The 22,763-nt window shown below is 53.2% G+C and carries 16 protein-coding genes; 12 read left to right on the top strand and 4 right to left on the bottom strand.

The window, feature by feature from the left end; translation table 11 throughout:
- Nucleotides 1-407 precede the first annotated feature (407 nt).
- From BT142_RS10460 to BT142_RS10475, 4 genes are all read left to right on the top strand, one after another.
- Nucleotides 408-1,985 (top strand): relaxase/mobilization nuclease domain-containing protein, encoded by a 1,578-nt coding sequence (locus BT142_RS10460; protein ID WP_278277573.1) that lies wholly within the window; start codon nucleotides 408-410, stop codon nucleotides 1,983-1,985.
- A gap of 248 nt (nucleotides 1,986-2,233) precedes the next feature.
- Nucleotides 2,234-3,310 (top strand): alpha/beta fold hydrolase, encoded by a 1,077-nt coding sequence (locus BT142_RS10465; protein ID WP_072418146.1) that lies wholly within the window; start codon nucleotides 2,234-2,236, stop codon nucleotides 3,308-3,310.
- Between the two features lie 36 nt (nucleotides 3,311-3,346).
- A complete protein-coding gene (locus BT142_RS10470; protein WP_072418147.1) occupies nucleotides 3,347-4,876 on the top strand; it encodes a YifB family Mg chelatase-like AAA ATPase in 1,530 nt (509 codons plus the stop codon).
- 179 nt (nucleotides 4,877-5,055) lie between these two features.
- A complete protein-coding gene (locus BT142_RS10475; protein ID WP_072418148.1) occupies nucleotides 5,056-6,780 on the top strand; it encodes a phospho-sugar mutase in 1,725 nt (574 codons plus the stop codon).
- Nucleotides 6,781-6,911: 131 nt separating this feature from the next.
- Here the strand turns inward: BT142_RS10475 and BT142_RS10480 are convergent, their stop codons facing one another.
- The 4 genes from BT142_RS10480 to BT142_RS10495 all read right to left on the bottom strand — a co-directional run bounded on the left by BT142_RS10480 (nucleotide 6,912) and on the right by BT142_RS10495 (nucleotide 12,506).
- Nucleotides 6,912-9,332, bottom strand: a complete 2,421-nt coding sequence (locus BT142_RS10480) for a hypothetical protein (RefSeq protein ID WP_139275799.1) — start codon at nucleotides 9,330-9,332, stop codon at nucleotides 6,912-6,914.
- 621 nt (nucleotides 9,333-9,953) lie between these two features.
- On the bottom strand, nucleotides 9,954-10,079 hold the full coding sequence (locus BT142_RS19870; RefSeq protein WP_278277572.1) for a hypothetical protein: 126 nt from the start codon (nucleotides 10,077-10,079) through the stop codon (nucleotides 9,954-9,956).
- A gap of 460 nt (nucleotides 10,080-10,539) precedes the next feature.
- On the bottom strand, nucleotides 10,540-11,658 hold the full coding sequence (locus BT142_RS10490) for a cysteine desulfurase family protein (protein ID WP_072418151.1): 1,119 nt from the start codon (nucleotides 11,656-11,658) through the stop codon (nucleotides 10,540-10,542).
- Entirely contained in the window at nucleotides 11,655-12,506 is an 852-nt protein-coding gene (locus tag BT142_RS10495; protein ID WP_347497659.1) for a tRNA 2-thiocytidine biosynthesis TtcA family protein, read from the bottom strand. The genes BT142_RS10490 and BT142_RS10495 overlap by 4 nt, the downstream gene beginning before the upstream one ends.
- Nucleotides 12,507-13,132: 626 nt before the next feature.
- Here BT142_RS10495 and BT142_RS10500 point away from each other — a divergent pair.
- Genes BT142_RS10500 through BT142_RS10535 form a run of 8 tightly spaced genes read left to right on the top strand, consistent with a single transcriptional unit; the run spans nucleotide 13,133 to nucleotide 22,712 of the window.
- Nucleotides 13,133-14,629: a nitrogenase component 1 gene (locus tag BT142_RS10500; RefSeq protein WP_072418152.1), complete on the top strand. Its 1,497-nt coding sequence runs from the start codon at nucleotides 13,133-13,135 to the stop codon at nucleotides 14,627-14,629.
- On the top strand, nucleotides 14,626-15,945 hold the full coding sequence (locus tag BT142_RS10505) for a nitrogenase component 1 (RefSeq protein WP_072418153.1): 1,320 nt from the start codon (nucleotides 14,626-14,628) through the stop codon (nucleotides 15,943-15,945). The genes BT142_RS10500 and BT142_RS10505 overlap by 4 nt, the downstream gene beginning before the upstream one ends.
- Before the next feature lie 25 nt (nucleotides 15,946-15,970).
- The gene (locus tag BT142_RS10510) at nucleotides 15,971-17,590 is read left to right on the top strand and encodes an ABC transporter substrate-binding protein (protein ID WP_072418154.1); all 1,620 of its coding nucleotides are present in this window, start codon (nucleotides 15,971-15,973) and stop codon (nucleotides 17,588-17,590) included.
- A gap of 27 nt (nucleotides 17,591-17,617) precedes the next feature.
- Nucleotides 17,618-18,571 carry an ABC transporter permease gene (locus tag BT142_RS10515; protein WP_072418155.1) on the top strand — a complete coding sequence of 318 codons (954 nt, stop codon included), beginning with the start codon at nucleotides 17,618-17,620 and terminating at the stop codon, nucleotides 18,569-18,571.
- Entirely contained in the window at nucleotides 18,564-19,493 is a 930-nt protein-coding gene (locus BT142_RS10520; RefSeq protein WP_072418156.1) for an ABC transporter permease, read from the top strand. The genes BT142_RS10515 and BT142_RS10520 overlap by 8 nt, the downstream gene beginning before the upstream one ends.
- The gene (locus tag BT142_RS10525) at nucleotides 19,486-20,460 is read left to right on the top strand and encodes an ABC transporter ATP-binding protein (RefSeq protein ID WP_072418157.1); all 975 of its coding nucleotides are present in this window, start codon (nucleotides 19,486-19,488) and stop codon (nucleotides 20,458-20,460) included. The genes BT142_RS10520 and BT142_RS10525 overlap by 8 nt, the downstream gene beginning before the upstream one ends.
- A gap of 1 nt (nucleotide 20,461) precedes the next feature.
- Nucleotides 20,462-21,406 carry an ABC transporter ATP-binding protein gene (locus BT142_RS10530; RefSeq protein WP_072418158.1) on the top strand — a complete coding sequence of 315 codons (945 nt, stop codon included), beginning with the start codon at nucleotides 20,462-20,464 and terminating at the stop codon, nucleotides 21,404-21,406.
- A gap of 13 nt (nucleotides 21,407-21,419) precedes the next feature.
- A complete protein-coding gene (locus tag BT142_RS10535) occupies nucleotides 21,420-22,712 on the top strand; it encodes an O-acetylhomoserine aminocarboxypropyltransferase/cysteine synthase family protein (RefSeq protein WP_072418159.1) in 1,293 nt (430 codons plus the stop codon).
- The last annotated feature ends 51 nt before the right edge of the window (nucleotides 22,713-22,763 follow it).

Here is a 22,763-nt window from a genome sequence, read left to right on the forward strand (position 1 = left end):
CGGACGTAAATTCCTGCATTGTAGGACGAATTTCGTCCCATGGTCTGCTTTGCCATAGTAACTCCTTTCAAATCAAAGCAGTACCATACCGACATTTTATTCAAACGCCTGTTTTCTGGGCGTTTGTTTTGTACTAAACAACATCAGGTCGTTTAGTATAATACCAATACAACCGCTTTCATCAGACAAATGGCGGTGCGGGAGCCCGCCCTGTTTTATGACGCCAAAGAACTCGCGCCCCTATTTAACGGAATGCGTATTATTTCTCACAATATCAATCAGGTGGCGAAGAAGGCAAACGAAACGAACTGCATTTATGCTGCCGATGTAGAAAAGTTGCGGGAGGAGGTAGAGCACTTACGCCGTATGTCAAGCACGTCTGTGTTCACAGCACCGTTCAGGATAATCTGAGCTACATTCTGAACGCCGATAAGACCGAGCAGCTGCATTACACGACCTCGCTCAACTGCACCACCGACCCTTACGAGGCGTATTTGCAGATGAAAGCGGTTTACGAGCAGTACAGCGGTCACAGATTCGACAGCCCCAAGCCCAAGAAAGGTCGCGCCCATGTCAAGACCATTCACTACATCATGAGCTTTGCCGATTCCGAGAACGTTTCACCTGAGCTTGCTTTCAAGATAGCCAAGACCCTTGTGATAAAGGCGTTTGGAAAAGATGTCCAAGCGGTCATAGCCGTTCACACCGACAAGTCGCACGTCCATGCTCACTTCGCAATAAATACTTATTCGCTGACCGGGCACAAGTATAATGCTAATATGCGGTCGCTGCACTTTGTCCGCGAGAAGTCCAACGAGGTATGCAGAATGTTCGGCGTTACGCCCGCGCTAAACTTTGAGGGTGAGGGTAGGTCGATCTCGCACTACGAATGGGAGCAGCAGAAGAACGGCACCTCGTGGAAGGAATGTATCCGTAATGAAATCGACGATCTGCTGCCTACGGTAAATACGGTAGAAGAACTGCTTGCCGCGCTTGAAAGGCGCAGGTTCATCATTAATCGCGGGAAATATATCTCTGTAACAGCCCCTGGGAAGAAACGTTCTGTCCGTCTGAAAACATTAGGCGAGGACTACACCGAAGAATCGCTTAAAGCGAGAATTCTTTGGCGAGCGGTCGGAAATATTGACAATCTGCATTTCACTAATACAGAGATCGAGCGTGCATATATTGACGTATTAGGCGATGTCCGTATTCTTGCCGATGAAAGAAGAAAAGTGCCGCGCAGGTATGATACCGAGCGTCCGTATGGAACGGATAACGATCTTGACTGTTACCGCCTTTCTGCGCAGATCGCGGTCATGAACTGGGATCATATAAGCTCGATAAGCGATCTGAAAAACAGAATTATTAAGCTCTCCGCGGAGATCAAAAAGGAGCATGAGGAGTATTCTGCCGTTCTTTTGGAGCAAGAAAGGGTGCAAACGCTCATTGAGCAGTCGGACTATTATTTCGCTAATACCAATAGAACCGATTTGTCCGCCGAAGAATTTGCTCGCCTGCAAACATACAGAACAGCAGTATACGAAAATAATATCATGACACAAGCCGATAGAATTATGCTCAAAAGGAAGAACGAAAGCCTTATGTCAAAGATTTCGGACATGAAAGAAAGGCTCACGAAGAAAAGAAATAAGCTGGTTCGGTACGTCGATATTCGTGATACCTACGATCAAATATCCAACCCCGGATATTTTATGAGCCCCAGCACAGCGAGAAACTGGCTGAAGCACTTTACGGATAAAAACCATCTCTCGCGAATACACCCTCATCAGTTCAGACACACAGCGATCAGCTTACAGCTTCAGAACGGCATAAGCATACCCGAGGCGGCAAAGAGGGCAGGACACTCCCGACCTGATGTAACGCTTCGTACCTACAGTCATACCCTCAAAGACAATGACCGTCATTGCTGTGAGGTCGTAACCAAGGCTATACCGAAAATGCCCAAGCGCAAAACGGGCTGATAGCTTGTGAAAAGATATGTTAAACGCAGGTTGAAATAACTTGCAGCAGCTTAAGAGTTGACCGTTTGTTGACCAAAATAGTTTGCAAGCGGTCACTAAGAGCTGCAAAGTGCTTGAAGATGCGCGGTTTGTGAGGGTGGGACTTGATTTTTTAGCGAGAATGTGGTACAATTAATGTAGTGTATCCTTACATTGGAAAATGATGCACAGACAGATATGGCAGGACAACAGAAAGAGGTGTCTTTACAATGAGAGAATTTGAAGAAAAGAGATTCGCGAGCTCGGACGGGCTGCATCAGTGCTACTACATCGTTGTGCGTCCCGACGGCGAGCCAAAGGGAATTTTACAGATAGCCCACGGAATGTGTGAATATATCGACCGCTACCGCGACTTCATGAGCCGGCTCGCGGACAATGGCTATGTGGTGTGCGGCAACGACCATATCGGTCACGGACGCACCGTGGATTCCCCTGCCGAGCTGGGTTATTTCGCGCCCGAAAACGGCTGGCAGATGGTCGTTAACGATATGTTCCGCCTGACAAAGCTGATGAAGGAAGAATATCCCGACACGCCCTATTTCCTGCTCGGACATAGCATGGGCAGCTTCATGGCGAGAGCTTACGCCGTCAAGCACGCAAGAGCCTGCAACGGCTACATCTTCATGGGTACTGCCGACGGCTTCGAGTCCGAGGTGAAGAACGTCACCTCAAAGGGCTTCACGAAGGCGGAGGAGATTGAGGACGAGATAGACAAGAGCCTCGGCGGTCAGTCTGCTCAGAACATGGGCAAGAAGCTGTTCAATATGCTCTCGGGCAAGGAAAAGACCTTCGGCAAAGCGGCTATCACCATCATGCTCACACAGGCTGAGGCGATAAAGCGCGTCAAGGGCGACCAGTGTACCAGCAAACTGTTGGATGCCATCTGCTTCGGCAAGTACAACGACCGCATCAAGGACGCGAAAACGGGCTACGAATGGGTCAGCCGCGACGAGGAGATAGTCGCGAAGTACTCCGAAGACCCGCTCTGCAATTACCGTTTCACCGTCAACGGCTATATGAACATGGCTTCGGTGCTGTACTACGTTTCGGATGACAAGTGGTACTCCCACCTGCCGAAGGACATTCCGATGCTGCTCGTGGCTGGTACGGAAGACCCCGTTGGCAGCTACGGAGAAGGCGTGAAGAACGTCTACAACAGGATGTGCGAATACTGCTGCGACGCTTCGATGAAGCTCTACGAGGGCGCACGCCACGAACTGCTCAACGAGCTTAACAAGGAAGAGGTATATGCGGATATACTCACATTCCTGGATTCCAATCTTTAATTGTACAAAAAAACGTATCATTAGGAGGGCTTGCGCTTGTTCTTCAAGATAAAGAGCTTCGGGCTGACGGGACTCAACGCTTTCCCCGTCACAGCCGAGATAGAGACGAGTAAGGATCTGCCCGATTTCCAGATAATCGGTCTCGCCGACGCCGCGGTGCGTGAGTGCCGCGAGCGTATGAAGAGCGCCTTCCGCTCTTCAAAGCTGAGCTTCCCCGAGGAACGCGTCATCGTTAACCTCGCTCCTGCCGACGTGAAGAAAACAGGCACCGTCCACGATCTCTCCATCGCGATGGCGATAGCCATGACACAGGGCTGGATACGCGGCTGCGATACCGAGCGGTCGGCATTCATCGGCGAGGTGTCGCTGGGCGGCGAGGTCAGGGGCGTCCGCGGAGTGCTGCCGATGACCATCCTCGCAAGAGAGCAGGGCATCACCGACATCTACGTCCCCGAGGAAAACGCTGCCGAGGCTTCGGTGGTGGACGGTGTGAACGTCTACGGGGTGAACTGCCTGCGGCAGATGATAGAGCACTTCTCCATAGGCGGCAGGCTGACCGTTCAGCCGAAATACACACCCGCGGACGAGGAGCTGAAACACACCGCCGATTTCTGTGACATCAAGGGGCAGGAGCTTGCAAAACGCGCACTCGAAGTGGCGGCGAGCGGCGGTCACAATGCGCTGCTCATCGGGCCGCCGGGTTCGGGCAAATCAATGCTCGCAAAGGCGCTGCCCTCCATACTCCCGAGGATGACCTTCGAGGAAGCGATAGCCGCGACGAACGTCTACTCTGTGGCGGGTGAGATAGACCCGAAGCATCCCCTCGTTTCCGAGAGACCCTTCCGTTCGCCCCACCACACCGTCTCAACGGCAGGACTTTCGGGCGGCGGCAGCGTACCGCGCCCGGGCGAGATCTCCCTTGCCCACAACGGCGTTCTGTTTCTCGACGAGCTTCCCGAGTTCAGCCGCAACGCTCTTGAGATACTGCGTCAGCCCCTTGAGGACGGCAAGGTGACCATCTCCCGCGCGGCAGGTTCGGTGACATATCCCTCGTCGTTCATGCTGGTCGCCGCCATGAACCCCTGCCCCTGCGGCTACTACGGCCATCCTACACGAAAATGCACCTGCAACCGCAAGAAGGTCGAGACCTACCTCTCGAAGATATCGGGGCCGATGCTCGACAGGATAGACATCAACGTCGAAGCCGCCTCGGTTGAGTTCGAGGATCTGTCCTCGGGCAGGAAAGCCGAACCCTCCGAAGCCATACGAGAGAGAGTGCAGGCGGCGCGTGACATACAGAACAGGCGTTACGAGGGCACACCCGTCACCTGCAACGCAAAGCTCACCCCCGATATGATGTCAGAGGTCTGCGTCATGACCGACAGCGCAAAGACCGCCCTCAGACGGGTGTTCGAGGCTTACGGGATGTCGGCACGCGCCTACGACAAGGTGCTGAAGGTGGCAAGGACGATAGCCGACCTCGACAGGAGCGATGTCATCGACACGAAACACATCATCGAAGCGACAGGCTACAGAACGCTCGATAAGAAGTACTGGTCTCAGTGATTTCATATATTTATTTGTGTTTATTTAAACGTTATCATTATGCTGATTATTGAAAATCGTGAACAAATTGTTAAATGTCACGAACATACTGGAATTACTCTGGTAAATATGATATAATTTAGAGTGAGACGAAGCTTCATCAGCTTTCAGACCGTTATTTTTTTATGAGGTGATATTTTATGACAGATGAGATCAAGGCACTTTATGAGCTTTGGTGCGCAAACGCTACCGAAGATGCTGACCTTTCCGCAGAGCTGAAAAGCATTGCGGGCGACGAAGAGGCTATCATCGACCGTTTCTACCGCAACCTTGAGTTCGGTACGGGCGGACTCCGCGGCGTTATCGGCGCAGGCGCATACAGAATGAACATATACACCGTAAGACGCGCTACCCAGGGTCTTGCGGACTACGTAAACGGCGATTTCGAGAACGGCTCGGTGGCTATCTCCTACGATTCGCGCATCAAGTCCGATGTTTTCGCAAAGGCTGCTGCAAGCGTCCTCGTTGCGAACGGCATCAAGGTCTACATCTACAAGGAGCTTATGCCCACCCCGATGCTCAGCTACGCTGTACGCTACTTCGGCTGCTCGGCAGGTATCATGGTGACCGCTTCCCACAACCCCGCCAAGTACAACGGCTACAAGGTATACGGTTCTGACGGCTGCCAGATCACCCTCGACGTTGCGAACACCGTTATCGGCAAGATCGGCGAAGTTCCCATGTTCGGCGGCGCAAAGGTAGCTGACTTCGACAAGGCAGTTGCTGAGGGCAAGATCGTTTACATCGACGACAAGTGCATCAACGATTACCTCGACGAGGTAAGAAAGCAGGGCATCCACACCGACCTCGTGGCTGACAGCGGTCTGAAGGTCGTTTACACCCCGCTCAACGGCACAGGCAACAAGCCCGTCCGCGCTATCCTCAAGCAGATCGGCGTCAAGGAAGTTACCGTAGTTCCCGAGCAGGAGAACCCCGACGGCAATTTCCCCACCTGCCCCTTCCCGAACCCCGAGATCAAGGAGGCTCTCGCTTACGGTCTGAAACTCTGTGAGACCGTGAAGCCCGACCTGCTGCTGGCGACCGACCCCGACTGCGACAGAGTAGGTATCGCAGTTCCTTCTCCCGACGGTGACTACGTTCTGTTCTCGGGCAACGAGACAGGCGCTCTGCTGATGGAGTATGTTTGCTCCGAAAGAAAGGCTCTCGGCACCATGCCCGAAAGACCTGTTGCGGTAAAGACCATCGTTTCCACCGACATCTGCAAGAAGATGGCTGAGGAGTACGGCGTTGAGCTTCGCGAAGTTCTCACAGGCTTCAAGTTCATCGGCGAACAGATTGGCTTCCTTGAGGCTGACGGTGAGGCTGACAGATATATCTTCGGTTTCGAGGAGAGCTACGGCTACCTTTCGGGCTCGTATGTCCGCGATAAGGACGCTGTTGTGGCTTCCATGCTCATCTGCGAAATGGCTGCGTTCTACCGCACCAAGGGCATCTCGCTCCTCGACGCAAGAGACAAAATGTACGCTAAATACGGCAACTACAAGCACTCTCAGGAGTCCTTCGTATGCGAGGGCGCAAGCGGTATGGAGCGCATGAAGGAGATAATGTCCGACCTCAGAACGAATACCCCTGCCGAGATCGGCGGACTCAAGGTAGAGAAGTTCGGCGATTACCTCGCTTCCACCGAGACCAATATCGCTGACGGCAAGGTAACTCCCATCGAGCTGCCCAAGAGCGATGTTCTTGCGTTCAGACTCGAACAGGACGCTTCGGTCATCATCCGTCCGTCCGGTACCGAGCCGAAGATAAAGGCTTACTACACCACCATCGGCGAGACCCGTGAGGCAGCCGATGCTCAGGAAAGAAAGCTCGCTGAGAGCTTCAAGAAGATCCTCGGATTCTGATATTAAACAGTACATAAAAAGGGACTGCTCAAGGGCAGTCCTTTTTTTGTGTTCGGACAAAAAAGACCAACAGCCCCCGAAGGGGCTGCCGATCTTTAAGGTTCTTATGACTACTTGGATGAGGTGAAGTCTTACTTGATAGTAACTGTAACAGCTCTCTGGTTGAGATTGCTGATATCCCATTCGCCGTTGATCTTAGCGCCTACGACTACCTTATAGGAGCCTGCGGGAACCTTGGTCTTGGTGAATGTGGTCTCTTTTGCTGTGGTCTGAGCGAGGAGCTTCCACTTGCCTGCGGTGAGGTTCTTGATGGTATAAGTATCGGTATTGCCCTCAGCGAGCTTTTCCCAGCTGCCGTTTACGTATGCAACTACTGCATAGCTCTCAGCGCCCTTGATCTTTGTCCAGTTCAGCTTGACAGCGTTCTCGCCCTTCTCGAATGTCACGGTCGGAGCGGTATAAGTCAGCTTATCGATAGCGACTGTTCTGGTGTTGGTATAAGTCTTGTCGCCGAACTTAACGGTCGCGAGGTAAACGGTCTTACCGTCTGCAACGTATGTGGGCTCTGCGGGAGTGGTGATCTTGCTTGTTACGGTCGCGGTCTCTGTCTCGATGTGAGTCTCATCATTAGAGCAGGTGCGCTTAGCGGTACACTTCCACTCGCCAGTAGCCTTTACCCACGACCATGTGTATGTAGGAGCGGACCATTCGTGGCCGATCGGGTCAGCATCGACCTGCTTGTCCTCTGTGTACTCTACGCCGTCGATCGTCACCTTTGCGGTATAGGTCTTGACGCCCTTTTCGGTGCAGGTGGGGTTCGTGGTGACAGAAGCAGTAACGGTTGCGTCAACCGTCTCGGTGTGAGACTTTTCGGTCTTGCAGGTGCATGTCGCAGTGGCTGTGTAGCCGTTTGCGGTCTCAGTCCACTCAAAGGTCGGAGAGTTCCAGTCGTGACCGAGAGCTGCGATATCGACCGACTTATCCTCCGTGTACTCTACGCCGTCGATCGTCACCTTTGCGGTATAGGTCTTGACGCCCTTTTCGGTGCAGGTGGGGTTCGTGGTGACAGAAGCAGTAACGGTTGCGTCAACCGTCTCGGTGTGAGACTTTTCGGTCTTGCAGGTGCATGTCGCAGTGGCTGTGTAGCCGTTTGCGGTCTCAGTCCGCTCAAAGGTCGGAGCGTTCCAGCTGTGACCGAGAGCGCTGACGATGGTGTCGTCGGGATCGACCTTGTTGTCGTTGTTGCGGTCGGTGAGCAAAGTACCCTGATCGTCGGTGTAGAGTTTGCCGTCAGAGCCTGTGTAGTACTCTATGTTGCCGTCCTCGGTGTAGGTAGCAGTCTTGGCATCGGTCTTTTCGTATGAAACGAAAGTGAAGGGCTTCGTCACAGACCCCACATAATCCCACTTACCCGTGATAACAGCGATATACGAGCCGCCTTTGGTCGGAGCGGATGAAAGATCTGTACCGTCAGCGTTCTTGTATGAAACGGTGTATTCGTCAGCCGTCAATGTTGCTTCGCCGACAACAACGGATTCGACCTTTGCGGAGTTTTCTGCCATTGTGACGGTGGTGTTTTCATCTGTAAGGGTGATAGGCTGTGTATTTTCATAATATACCTTGACAGATCTGATATTTACCATAGGTACTTTGGTATCACTTAATACAAGCTCATTTACATCTCCATCAAGTATGTCTGCGAAAATAACACCATAGTTTGCAAAATTCTCAGAGGACAGTATTCCGTCAGAGATCTTCAATTTATCTAAGGTCAGCGCCGGATTCAGCCAGTCGATAGTATACTCGACCTTCGTTATCTTATAGCCCTGTGCGGCATTTACGGTCAAAACACGGTTTTCACCGTAATAATCAGAACTAACTGCAATACCATCTCCGTCATGATTATAGCCCATCACCGAGCATTTTCTGCCATTATAGGTCTGAGTAGTCCGCGTTTCGCCTGAAGTCACATCGATAGTTTCGCTCATTTCCGTCGTATTCACCGCAATAGTGAACTTCTTCTCTACACTGCCCTTATAATTGCCATTACCCTTGATAATAGCGGTGTAATTGCCAGGTTTGGTAGGTCTGGTGGTATTTATGCCGTCAGAGTTCTTGTATTTAACGGTGTAATCGGCAGTCGTCAGTGTTTTTTCATCGGCAACAACAGATATTACCCTTGCGGAATTATTTGCCATTGTGACGGTGGTGTTTTCATCGGTAAGGGTGACCTTAGTGACAGACTGTACCGGTGTGTTGTCCCATATGAATATCCTGTCACCGTCATCGTCCCACGATTGCATATCTTCAAAAGCAGATGCTTCGGTATCGGCAATACCCCATTTGAAATCTGAACTTCTGAAGTAATCAGAATTAAAACCTGAAGAACTTACACATTCATAATAGTATTTACCTTTATATTTAAAGAAGAAATCACGAAAACCGTTGGGATCGGGGTCCGCAGCCTTGATCGTATTAATATAGTAGATCAGCCAGTTCTTTGCTGTATCGGGGTCAATTTTGCCGATACTGTCCGCTGTTACTGTGCTCACATCGTTAACCTTATTGAAGCTTCCCGAAAACTCCGGCAGAACATAATATGTTATCTTTACAGCATTGAACCGGATCCATCTAAATCCATTGACAGGATTTGAGATAGTAACACTGTCGTTGTTTATATCGGAGATTGCGACCTTGTTTCCCGAAACACTTACTTTTCCCACGGAAGCTTTGGTATAGCCTACCGAGTCATTTCCATCATACGACGTCGTAAATTCTACTTTTTTATTGAAGTGCCCGTTGGTGCTGTGATGGTCACAGAAACGTCACCCAAAGCAGAGGTATAGCCGAAATTCAAGCCGTCTGAATCACAGCTGTCTCCTAAGAAATTAAAGCCTTCTTTAGGGCAACACCGCACAACCACCGGCTCGCGCCTTTGCACGTCATATGCCGTATCAAGCATAAGCTTGATACACATATTATTCCGTCATATTGCCCAAATTCTCCTTGACTTGCGTCAGCAAGCCTGCGTCGAATTTAGACAATCTGACGAAAAATCTGTGGCACCAGCTTCGCTGGTGCGGCGCATCTGACGCACAATGGTCGTGCGGTATTGCCTTAGTAATATCAAACGCACCGCTGCCGCCTTTCAGATCTGTGATATTTACGGTATTTTACTGTAACTCATCCGCGCTCACAACGATAGCCGTTTCGGCAAACAGCCCTGTCGTTCCCACGACCGCAGGGATATTGCCCGTCACGCTCAGAAGAGCCGTCAGACCCGCGAGAGTCCGTTTCATAACATTTTGCGTCATAAGAATTCCACCCTTGTATAGATTTTTTTGAAGCGCTCTGCACTTCATTTACTGTACTCATCAGAAAAAACTATTACCGAACGGCAACGTTTTTTCCACGTTAACGATAATATCACAGTTGGTTCAACATTTCAGGTTATTTCTTATAATTTATTGATCCGACAGCTTTTTTGTGAATTTTCTACAAACATTTGCCGTATATTTTGTGAGTAGATACAGTAAACCAAAAAGTGAACTTCACCCATATCACCAAAAACAGAAAAGAGTCCATAACATGATGTGTGCGCATAAAAAAGGCGGGGGCAAGCCCCCACCCTACATAAGATGTTCAGATGGTATCTCTTGAAATGGTGATAGCCTATCTTTCCAACCACGTCTAACGAACGACATATTAAAAGACTTTGGAAATGTTCCCCCCCCCAGCAAGACCCGCACTCTCCCCACGTCAGCAGTTCAAAACAGAGTCAAGAACAGAAAGGAAGCGGTCAACTTCGGCGTCGGTGGTCAGGTGGGAGAGGCTTATACGCCAGGAAGTGAGGGCGCGTTTGCGGTCGCGGGAGACCGCCATCACCGCTCTTGACGGGGTATTCGCCACCGAGCAGGCGGACTTCACCGACACGCAGACTCCCCTTTCGTCCAGCAGGCGGCGCATTTCCTCGCCCTTGATGCCGCTGACCGACAGGTTCAGGATGTGGGGGACGGCGTCATCGGGACTGTTCACCGTCACCTTCTTGTTCCCCTCGAAGTGGGCGCGGATCCTGCCGTTCAGCGCCTTCACGCGGCTGAAACGCTCTTCCCGCTCCCTGAATGCAAGCTCAAGCGCAGTCGATAACGCCGCCGCTGCGGGCGCATCGGGGGTGCCGCTCCTGTAGATCGTAGTGCTCGCGCCGCCGTGGATAAGCGGCTCGACCACCGTGCCTTTGGCCTTGTAGAGCACTCCGCTACCCTTCAGCCCGTAGAACTTGTGAGGCGCAAAACTCGCCGTGTGGACGCCCGTCAGGTCGATGGGTATCTTCCCGACCGCCTGCGTCATATCGACGTGCAGCCTGCAATTCGGGTGGATGCTCACCGCTTCGGCTATCTCGGCGACAGGCTGGACAGTTCCGAGCTCGCTGTCCACCGCGCAGACCGCACAGAGCACCGTATCCGTGCGCAGGAGCCTTTTCAGGTGCTCGATATCCACCTTGCCGTTCGGCAGGATGTCCACGAGGTCGATCTCCCAGCCCTGTTCCTGCAAATATGTCAGCGCACCGCTCACCGAGCTGTGTTCGAGAAAGGTCGAGACAATGTGCTTTCCGCGGCGACGGTTCGCCCATGCGATGCCCTTGACCGCAAGGTTGTTCGCCTCGCTGGCGCCGCTGGTCAGGATAAGCTCATCAGACGAAACGCCGAGCAGTTCCGCCGTTTTCGTGAGGGAGTTATCGACTATCTGCTTTGCCGAAGCGCCGAAGCTGTGCGCCGAATTCGGGTTCGCAAAGAACGCCCTCGCCGACTGCGCATACACCGAGAGCACCCTCTCGTCGGGGGGCGTGTCGGCGGAATAATCGAGGTAGATCGTGCTCATTTCTGCCGCCTTTCCCCATCGTAATCGTCGAGAAAATGATGGTACTCGTCGCCGAGATGGTAGGAGATTATCGTTTGCAGGTTGACGTTCTCGACGCTGCGGAATATATTTATATCCACCGAGGGATTCACCGCGCGAAGCTGTTTCAGGAGTGTCTTTATCTCCTGACGTTTTGAACCGCCGCCGCCGTTGTCGCACATGGTGCAGTTCTCGGTGAAGCGGCATGCGCACTGGATAAATTGCAGGTCGTTGTACTGTCTCCACGCGATGATGTCGGCTTCGCGCACCATGTACATTGGACGGATGAGCTGCATCCCCTCGTAGTTTTCGCTGTGTATTTTCGGCATCATCGTCTGCACCTGCGAACCGTAGAGCATACCCATGAGGATGGTCTCGATAACGTCGTCGAAGTGGTGTCCGAGGGCTATCTTGTTGCAGCCCATCTCCTTCGCGGTCTTGTAGAGGTAGCCGCGGCGCATCCTTGCACAGAGGTAGCAGGGGTGCTGATCGACCTTCGCCACCGCGTCGAATATCTGTGTTTCAAATACTTGTATCGGGATGTCCAGCAGAAGGGCATTTTCCTTTATTTTCTGGTAGTTTATCTCGTTGTAGCCCGGGTTCATAACGAGGAACACCACCTCGAACGGCACCTTCGAGTATCTTTGCAGACGCTTCATACACATGGCCATCAGCATCGAATCCTTGCCGCCCGAGATACAGACGGCTATCTTGTCGCCCTCCTGTATCAGGTCGTATTCCTTGATGCCTTTGAGGAATCTTGACCAGATGGTGCGGCGGAACTTCCTGACCACCGAAAGTTCTATGTTGTTCGGGATCTCCATTTCCATTTTCACTTGCACTCCTTACATTTTATATGATTATTATAGCATCATAATCATAGTTAGTCAATAGACTTAATATGTTATTTACACAACGTACATCCAACACAGACCTTTTCTCCCACCGAGGATAAGTGCCGCGCCGAATGTCACATAGGTGCGGCATATATTTATATATAGGCAAAATCTATTGTGAAACGGTCACATGATAACGTAATCGTATAACTGCTTCGTTTTATGCACGTCTTCCCTGCCCCACACTGTGAAACCGCGGTCTCACAGTGTTTTTTTCATGAAAACGTTGCCGTTATTTTCAGGTATAAATTTCGCCTATAATTGTTATATTGCAAGATAGAATAGATTTATACTTTCTGCGTTTAGGTATCTTGAATAAGAATATATGAACTTTTTTCTTTCATTCTTGCAGAGTTGCCAAAGCCCGACAATTTGTGAAAAAATGCGATGTTCCCGTACAGTCCCGACTGCTGACGGCGGCGGCGGTCTCACGATAACGTTATCGGGTTTTTCCTTTGACTTATTCTGCGGTCTGAAATATAATTATCACATCGGATATGTTCCGTTTGAAAAAACGGACTGTCAAAAGTTCACGCACGAAAGTGAAAGGAAATGATCGAATGGTTCAAACAGTCAAAACCAAGGTACCTGCAATTAACATCGAGCTCCCCGAGGTGACTATAAGAGAGGTCAGACTCGGTTCGGTGACGAATTTCAGCGGTACCGCCGCCGAGCTGGTGGAGCTGTCGCAGTGCGGCACTCTGAAGGACAAGGGCAGAGCTTTCAGCCAGAGCACGGGCTGCGGATCGGGCAACGCCTTCTGTCAGCTGTCGGGAATACGAGGGGTGGTAGTCATCAATCACGCGCCCATCGGATGCGCAAGCGATTTCCAGTCCTTTGATTTCATCAACCGCGTCGGACTGAGCGACTTCGGTATCACCGATTACAACGGCAGATTCTATTCCACCGACCTGCTGGAGAAGAACACTATCTTCGGCGGCATCGAAAAGCTGAAGGAGGCAGCCCGCGAGATATTCGCACGGGAGAAGCCGAAGGCGATATTCATCACCACCTCATGCGCATCGGGCATCATCGGCGACGACGTGGGTGCGGCAGCGGACGAGCTGAGCAGAGAGTTCGGCATCCCCGTGACACCCTGTATCTGTGAGGGCTTTCGTTCAAAGCTGTGGACGAGCGGTTTCGACGCGGCGTTCCACTCGGTGCTCAAAGGCATCGTGAAGCCCACGAGAAAAAAGACAAACAAGGTAAATATCATAAACTTCTGGGGCAGCAGGATATTCGACGACCTGCTGAACGAGCTGGGCTACGAAGCACAGTACATCGTCCCCTACGCTACCTACGAGGAGCTGGAATACATCTCGGAAGCCGCCGCTACTATCCAGATATGCTCGACACTGGGTTCCTACCTCGGGGCGGCGCTCGAACAGCTGTACGGCGTTCCCGAGATCAAGTTCGCACCCGCGTTCGGCATCAAGGGCACCGACAGATGGATGCGCGAGCTCGGAAGAGTCCTTGACCGCGAAGAACAGGTCGAGGAGATAATCGAGCGCCGCCACCGCGAGATAGAGCCGAAGCTGAACGAGTACAGGGAAAAGCTCAGCGGCAAGAGAGCTTACGTCACCGCAGGAGCGGCATTCGGACACTCCCTCTCCTCGCTGATACAGGATCTCGGCATGACGCTGGTTGGTGCGTCGGTGTATCACCACGACGCCTTCTACGACAACGGCAACACCGAATCCGACGCCCTTGCGAACACCGTTGAGATGTACGGCAACATCCCCAATTACCGCGTCTGCAACAAGCAGATTTTCGAGATAGTCAACGTCCTCAACAAGATCGACGTTGACATCCTCATAGCCCGTCACCCCGGCATAGTGGTCTGGGGCGCAAAGCTGGGTCTGCCGACCTTCATAATGGACGACGAGCAGTTCGCTTTCGGCTATAAGGGCATCCTGAATTACGCCGAGAAGATACTTGAGACCCTCGATACCATCGAGTTCACGAAGAATCTGCAAAAACACGCGCGAATGCCCTATACAAAATGGTGGCTTGAACAGTCCGTGGATACATTCACGATAGGAGGCGGCAGCAAATGAGCAATTTCATCTCACATCCAAAATACACCTGCGCTCTCGGCGCACAGCAGACGGTGCTTGCCATAACCCGCGCTGTCCCGATAGTCCACTCGGGTCCGGGATGCGCCTTCAAGGTACACGGGCTTCTCGGACAGGGGCAGTCCTATGTGGGCGGCGGTTCGATCCCATGTACCAACGCAGGAAGCAAGGAAGTCGTGTTCGGCGGCGTAAACAAGCTGGACGAACTGATACGCTCTTCCTTCAAGGTGCTTGACGGCGACCTGTTCGTGGTGCTGACGGGATGTACCTCGGACATCATCGGCGACGACATCGCAAGTGTTGCCGAAAGGTATCAGGAAGAGGGAAAGCCCGTGGTCTACGCCGAAACGGGCGGATTCAAGAGCAACAACTATTCGAGCCACAGCACGGTGGTCAACGCCATCATCGACCAGTACGTTGACAAGTACCGCGTCGGAGAGGGCGTGGAAAAGGGACTGGTGAACGTCTTTTCTTCCATCCCCGACCAGGACCCCTACTGGGAAGGCAACCTCGAAGAGCTCAAACGCATACTCGAAGGCATCGGGCTGAAGGTGAACATCCTGTTCGGTTCCCGTTCGGGCGGACTGGATGAATGGAAGACCATCCCAAACGCACAGCTAAACATCGTGGCTGACGCATGGACAGGGGTGAAGATAGCAAAGCACCTCGAAAGAAAGTACGGCACGCCCTATCTGCACTTCCCCTACTTCCCCGTAGGCGGAGAACAGACGAGCGATTTCCTTCGCAGGGTAGCCGACGCTGTGGGCGCCGACAAGAAGCTCACCGAACAGTTCATCAAGAAAGAAGAGGAACGCTTCTACATCTACCTCGAACGAATGGCGGACTTCATCCTCGAATTCAAGTACAATATACCGAGGCGATTTTACTCGGTGCTGGATTCTTCCTACGCAGTCGGGATGTCGAAGTTCCTCGTGAACGAGCTCGGCATACTCCCCTCGGGAGTGTTCATCTCGGACAATACCCCCGAGAAGTTCCAAAAGCTCGTGACTGAAGAACTGAACAACATCTCCGAATACAGGAGCGTGACCCCCGTATTCGAGACCGACGGCGAGAAGATACTACTCGAAATAGACAAGGACGACCACAAGAACAGGTTCATCATACTCGGCTCCGCATGGGAGAGCCACTACGCAAAAGAACATGACGCAGACCTGCTCCTGCTGAACATCCCGCTGACCTACCGTCTGGTGCTCAACTGCACCTACATCGGCTACAACGGCGGTCTCAGAGTTATCGAAGAGATATACAACGGCGTCCTTTCGACCTACAGGACCTGACAGTAAAAAAACAAGGAGAAAGAATATGAAAAAGATATTATCATCCGTCACCGCACTTCTTCTGACAGCAGGTGCGCTCACGGGATGCAGCTCTACAGCAGCTTCGGACAAGACCGCAGGCGGAAACGGCGGTTCGGCAGAAAGTGAAGATACCATAACCATCGCCGTCACCGACGAGCTGAGCGTCGTCGATCCGATACACGGCTACTCCGACCAGGCGGACGCCATCCTCATGCAGGTGGCGGAGGGACTCTTCGAGTTTGACAGCAACAATCAGGTACAGCCGTTCCTCGCAGAAAGCTACGAACATCCCGACCAGACCACCTACATCTACAAGATACGCGACGACGTGACATTCTCCGACGGCAACAAGCTGACGGCTGACGACGTTGTGTTCTCGCTGGAAAGGCACAGAGACACCTCGAACCCCTCGGAGCTGGCATGGATGTTCGATAACGTGGACACCATCGAAAAGACGGGCGACTACGAAGTTACCGTCAAGCTCAAGGCTCCCGATTCCATGTGGCAGAATTCCCTCTCCACATCGGCAGGACTTGTCATTGAGAAGGCGTACTTTGAGGAGCACGCCGAGGACTTCGGCACAGCGCAGGGCGGCATCATCGGAAGCGGTCCCTACGTTGTGAGCGAGTGGGAGCCGGGCGAGGAGATAGTCCTCACCGCAAACGAACAGTACTGGGACAAGGATCTGTCCCTCGACTTCAACAAGCTGGTCTACAAGAACATCCCCGACGAGTCGGTGACGAAGCTCTCGCTGGAGTCGGGTCAGGTGGACATCGCCTTCTCACTTTCTCCTGATTCGCTGAAGGAAGTCGAGAACTACGAGAACGTCAACATCGACTCCGTTGATATGTTCCTCACCTACTTCGTATCCTTCAACACCACGAAGAAGCCCTTTGACGATGTGAACGTCAGAAAGGCTGTCGCTTACGCCATCGACAAGAAGTCGCTGGCAGAGGCGCTCTACAACAACAAGTTCGGTGTTTACGGAAAGTCGCTCCCCTTCGAGAGGACTATCGAGCCCGACACCCCCGAGTGGAACGCATTCTTCGACTCGCTGGATGAATACAGCTACGACCCTGAAAAGGCGAAGGAATATCTGGCGAAGTCCTCTGTCCCCAATGGTTTTGACGCCACCCTCAGCTACGAGCTTTCCAGCGAGGGCGAGTCGGTGGTGCTTGCAATACAGCAGGATCTGGCTCAGATAGGCATCAACATCACCCTTGAGGGTCTCACCCACGCCGACCTGCTCACCCAGAGATACGGCGGTTCCGAGACCAGAACATATGAGCTTCTGTACACCGCATGGGGTTCGGACTATCCCGACCCTGTTGGAGCGATACAGCCCATGTTCGTCTCCACAAACAACGGAGCGGGCGGCTCAAACTGGTTTGAGTACAACAACCCCGAGTTCGACAAGCTGATGCAGCAGCAGTCGGCGGCTGAGGGCGAGGAGAGAGACGAGATCATCAAGAAGTCCCTCACCATCCTTTCGGACGAGATACCAGACGTGCCTGTTGTCAGCCCCTACAGAAACATCGCAGTCAACAAGAGACTCGATTACAAATTCTCAAACATGATGCTTTACAACGTTCACTTCAAGGACGTGAAAAAAGCCAAGAACTGATACCAACGAAAAGAGCTGAAATTTATCATGAGCAGATACATACTGAAAAAAGTACTCGGGCTGATACCCGTTATGCTGGCGGCCACCGTGTTCATCTTCCTGATGGTGAAGGCGTCGGGGATAAATCCCGTGCTCGCCACCCAGAGCGGCGGCAGGATGTCTGAGGAAGCCTATCAGAGCAGACTGGAAAAATACGACCTCGACAAATCGGTGCCCATGCAGTATGTATTCTGGCTGAAAAACATCTCGGCAGGCGACTTCGGCGAGAGCGTGAAGTACAAGACCACCGTCAGCAGTCTGATACTGAAATACGCCCCCGTAACGGTGGGGCTGGCGGTCCTGAGCTTTCTCATCTCGCAGCCGCTGGCGATACTGCTGGGCGTGTGGTCGGCGGTAAAGCGCGGCACGCTCATCGACAAGCTGATACTCACCGTAACGCTGCTGATGTTCGCGGTGCCCGTGTTCCTCATGAGCATACTGGTGATACTCGTGGTCAGCAAGAATTTCCCCGGGTATTCCTACACGGGCAGCTACGCGAACTTCGGCGAATACCTGCAAAGGCTGGCTCTGCCCGCGGCTGTGATGGCGGCGCATCAGGTGGCGCTCATCACTAAGATAACCCGCAGCAGCATGATAGAACAGCTCAGCTCGGACTACGTGCCCGCGCTTCGGGCAAAGGGACTCGGCGAGGGAACGATAATTTTCAGACACGCGCTGAAAAACGCAATCATCCCCGTAATAACCGTCTCGGGCATACAGTTCGGCGCGATGATAGTCGGATGTGTGCTGGTGGAGAACATCTTCTCATTCCCCGGGCTCGGAAAGCTCATCGTGCAGGGCGTGACCGTGGGCGACATATCGGTCGTTCAGGGAGTCTCACTGATAGTGATAGCAGTTTTTCTCGCAGCAGATCTTATAACCAATATCCTCTACGCGGTCATCGACCCGAGGATAAAAGAACAGGAGGGTGCTTATGCATGACATTATAAAAAAGAACAGAAAACTGTTCACGCCCGTATTCGTCATTTCCGCCGTCATACTGGCGGTGATAGTGGCAGCCTCGGCAGCAGCGCCGCTGCTTGCACCCTATGAGCCCGAGCAGCTCGACCTTACACAGAAGCTCAGCGGCGTATCCTCAAGTCATCTTCTCGGCACCGACAAGGTGGGAAGAGACATACTTTCGAGAGTGCTTTTCGGCGGCAGGACAACCCTGCTGAGTGCGCTGGCAGTGGTGCTCATATCGGTGGTGACGGGCATACCCGCAGGGCTATTCATGGGCTACTACGGCGGAAAAGCCGACACTGTGATAAACAACATCTGGAGCATCATCCTCGCCTGCCCGTCTATCCTGCTGGCGTTCGTTCTAATGAGCATCATCGGCAAGGGCATAACGGCAGGCATCATCGCTCTCGGTGTCATCTACATCCCGATGATATCAAGGCTGACCCGCTCGCTGACCATCATCGAAAAGAACAAGACCTACGTTGAGGCTTCACGAGTGCTGGGCTACAGCAGCGCGAGGATACTGTTCCTACAGATCCTCCCCAACTGCGTCAGCACCATCATCGCAGAGCTGACCCTCGACCTTGCATACGCCATCCTCGACCTAGCGGGACTCAGCTTCCTCGGTCTGGGTGTCCAGCCGCCGCAGGCTGACTGGGGCTACATCCTCTCCGACGGACAGCAGTTCATCATGACCCACACCGTACAGGCACTCATCCCGGGCATACTCATCGTGGCGGCGGTGCTCGCGCTGAATCTCCTGAGCGGCGAGATAATGGCGTACATCGACCCGAACGTAAAGAACATCAGACCACTCAGACGCGGAAAAGACCTGCGTCACGGCTTCCACAGGCACCACTTCACACCTGTGTTCAAAAAGGCGGTGACATCACATGAGTGATGAGATCCTGAAGATACGCGGCCTGAACGTCGAGATGCTCACCGAGAACGGCATGGTGCAGCTCGTCCGCGGCGTGAGGATAGACCTTAAAGAAGGCGAGATACACGGCATCGTGGGCGAGAGCGGATGCGGAAAGACGGTCACGGCGAAATCGGTCATGAGACTTCACGACGAGAGGTACACCCGTTATTCGGGGAGCATCCGTTTCGGGGACACCGACATCCTCACCATCAAAGAGGGCGACATGAGAAAACTCCGCGGCAGTCAGATAGCCTACGTTTTCCAGAACCCGATGACTTCCTTCGACAGCCTGTTCACCATCGGCGAGCAGATAGCCGAGGGCATCCGCGCCCACAGCAAGCTGCCGAAGAAGGAAGCGTACGCGAAGGCTGTGGAGCTCCTTGAAAGCGTCGGCGTCACCCCCGGTGAGAAACGCGCGGCACAGTATCCCCACGAATTCAGCGGCGGAATGTTACAGCGTGCCATGATAGCCATGTCGGTCTCCTGCGACCCGAAGGTGCTCATCGCCGACGAAGCGACCACCGCTCTCGACGTGACTATGCAGGCGAGAGTGCTGGAACTCCTGAAAAAGCTGAGGGACGAAAAAGGCCTGTCGATACTCTGCATCACCCACAATTTCGGTGTGGTGGCGGAGATATGCGATACGGTCACGGTGATGTACGCAGGCCATGTGGCTGAGAGCGGCACCGTTTCGGAGATATTCCATTCGCCGAGACACCCCTACACCGAGGAGCTTATAAAGAACATCAAGTACGAACTCAACAGCGGCGATGAGGACGCAGATCCCGCACCTCAGCCGAAGTCGGGCGAAAAACACGGCGGATGTGCCTACGCCTACAAGTGCAAATACGCACAGGACATCTGCTTCCGCGAGAAGCCGCCGCTGAGATACGTCAGCGACGACCATTTCGCGGAATGTCATTTTACGGAAAGAAGGGGGGCTTGAAATGGCTGTACTGACCGTAGAGGGGCTGACCCTCAGATTCAGAAAAAACTCGAAGAGCCGCGGAAAGCTCACCATCGTTGACGACGTCAGCTTCGAGGTCGAGGAGAATGAGATATTCGGCATCGTGGGCGAGAGCGGCAGCGGAAAGACCACTCTCAGCCGCGGCATCCTCTCGCTGATAAAGGACCGCAGCGGAAAAGTCACGGTAAACGGCAGGGACACGGAAAAGATGTCGGCGGCGGAGCTTTCTGAGAACATTCAGATGATCTTCCAGAACCCACAGGCGTCCTTCAATCCCCACTACACCATAAAGCATTCGCTGACCGAGACCGCGAAGGTACACAAGCTGGCAAAGGATGAATACGAAAGCCGCGTGAGCGAGCTGATGGGCTACATGGGACTGACCGACAGCATGGCGGAAAGATACCCCCGCGACCTCAGCGGCGGTCAGCTGCAAAGGTTTGCCATCTGCCGTGCGCTGCTGATACGTCCGAAGATACTCATCGCGGACGAGGCGGTGTCGGCACTGGACGTTTCCATCCAGAACGAGATACTGAAACTGCTGCTGCGGCTGAGAAAACAGCTGGGCATCACCATCATCTTCATCTCCCACGACCTGAACGTTGTGGAGAAGATATGCGACAGGGTCGCCGTGCTGTACCTCGGGAAGATAATGGAGCTCTCCCCTTCCCGTGCGCTGTTCGACAAGCCCCTGCACCCCTACACGAAGCTGCTGCTTGATTCGAGGTCGAAGACCGACCCCGACGAGGTGCGAAAGACCGTTCACCGCGCCGAGGATATTCCGAGTATAATCGAAGTACCGACGGGATGCAGGTTCTCATCACGATGCGCCGAATTCAGCAGCGGTATCTGCGATAAGGGCGCCTGCGGACTTGTCAGAGCCGACGGCGAACACTTCACCTCATGTCTGAGACACATTTCATAAAGGAGCAAGAGAAATGGCTGATTTTGATACACTAAGGATAAGGGCAGGCTACGACCCTGCCGAGCATAACAACTCGGTGAACGTGCCGATATACCAGACCGCCGCTTTCGAGCTGGGAAGTCTCGACAGAGCGGAATCCATCTGGGCGCTTGAATCGGACGACGCGATATACACAAGGGTCGGCAACCCGACTTCCGCAGTCCTCGAAGAACGGCTGAAAGCACTGGACGGCGCGTATTCGGCACTGGCGCTCTCCTCGGGCATGGCGGCTATCTCCTACACGATACTCGCACTGACAGAGGGCGGCGGGAACATCATCGCGAGCAATTCCATCTACGGCGGAAGCGAGGACGCGTTCTCGCACTTCTTCCCGAGATTCGGCTCGCACATAAAGTTCGTCGCCGACAGGAACGACCCTGCATCCTATGAAGCCGAGATAGACGACAAGACCCGCGGCATCTACATCGAAACTATCAGCAATCCTAACGCGGAGCTCTACGACATCGAGGCGCTTGCAGAGATAGCACACCGTCACGGAATACCGCTCATCGTGGACAACACGGTGGCGACCCCGTTCCTTCTCAACCCCATAAAGCACGGCGCGGACATCGTCATCTACTCGGCGACAAAAGCCCTCGGCGGTCACGGCAACGCCATCGCGGGTGCTGTGCTCGAAAGCGGAAATTTTGAGTACAGCCGCGAAAAGTATCCGCAGTTCTACGAGCCCTCCTACAAGATAAAGGACCGCCTCGGGAACCGCCGTTCGGCATACGATGTTGACCCGAAAGGCCCCCTCGGCATCCATCTGAGGGCGTACTATCTGGAGTTCATCGGAGCGGCGCTTGGACCGTTTGAAGCCTACCTTGTGATACAGGGTCTTTCCACCATCTCGGAGCGCGTGGAAAAGCAGACACGCAACGCCGAAAAGATCGCCGCATTCCTCGAAACACGCAAAGAGGTCAGATTCGTGAAATACCCCACCGCATCGGACAGCCCCTACAAGGAGCTCGCCGCGAAGTACTTTCCGAAAGGCGCAGGCTATCTGCTGTCCTTCGGATTCGGGGGCACGGAGGAACAGCTGGACAGGTTCATCAGGCATCTGAAATACTTCTCCTACCATGTCAACATCGGCGACGTCCGCTCGCTCATCGTCAATTCGCCAAAGACCACCCACGCCGAGCTCGACGACGACCACCGCAGAAAGGCAGGCATCGAGGATGATCTGGTGCGCATTTCCGCAGGTCTCGAAAACGCCGACGACCTCATAAACGACCTCCGCGAAGCCTTCGACGAAGTGTTCGCATGAGGGACAGATAACCGAACTCTACGTGATCGTTACCTATATACAAAGCACGTC

It is taken from the genome of Ruminococcus sp. YE71 (genome assembly GCF_900119155.1).
Taxonomy (GTDB): domain Bacteria; phylum Bacillota; class Clostridia; order Oscillospirales; family Ruminococcaceae; genus YE71.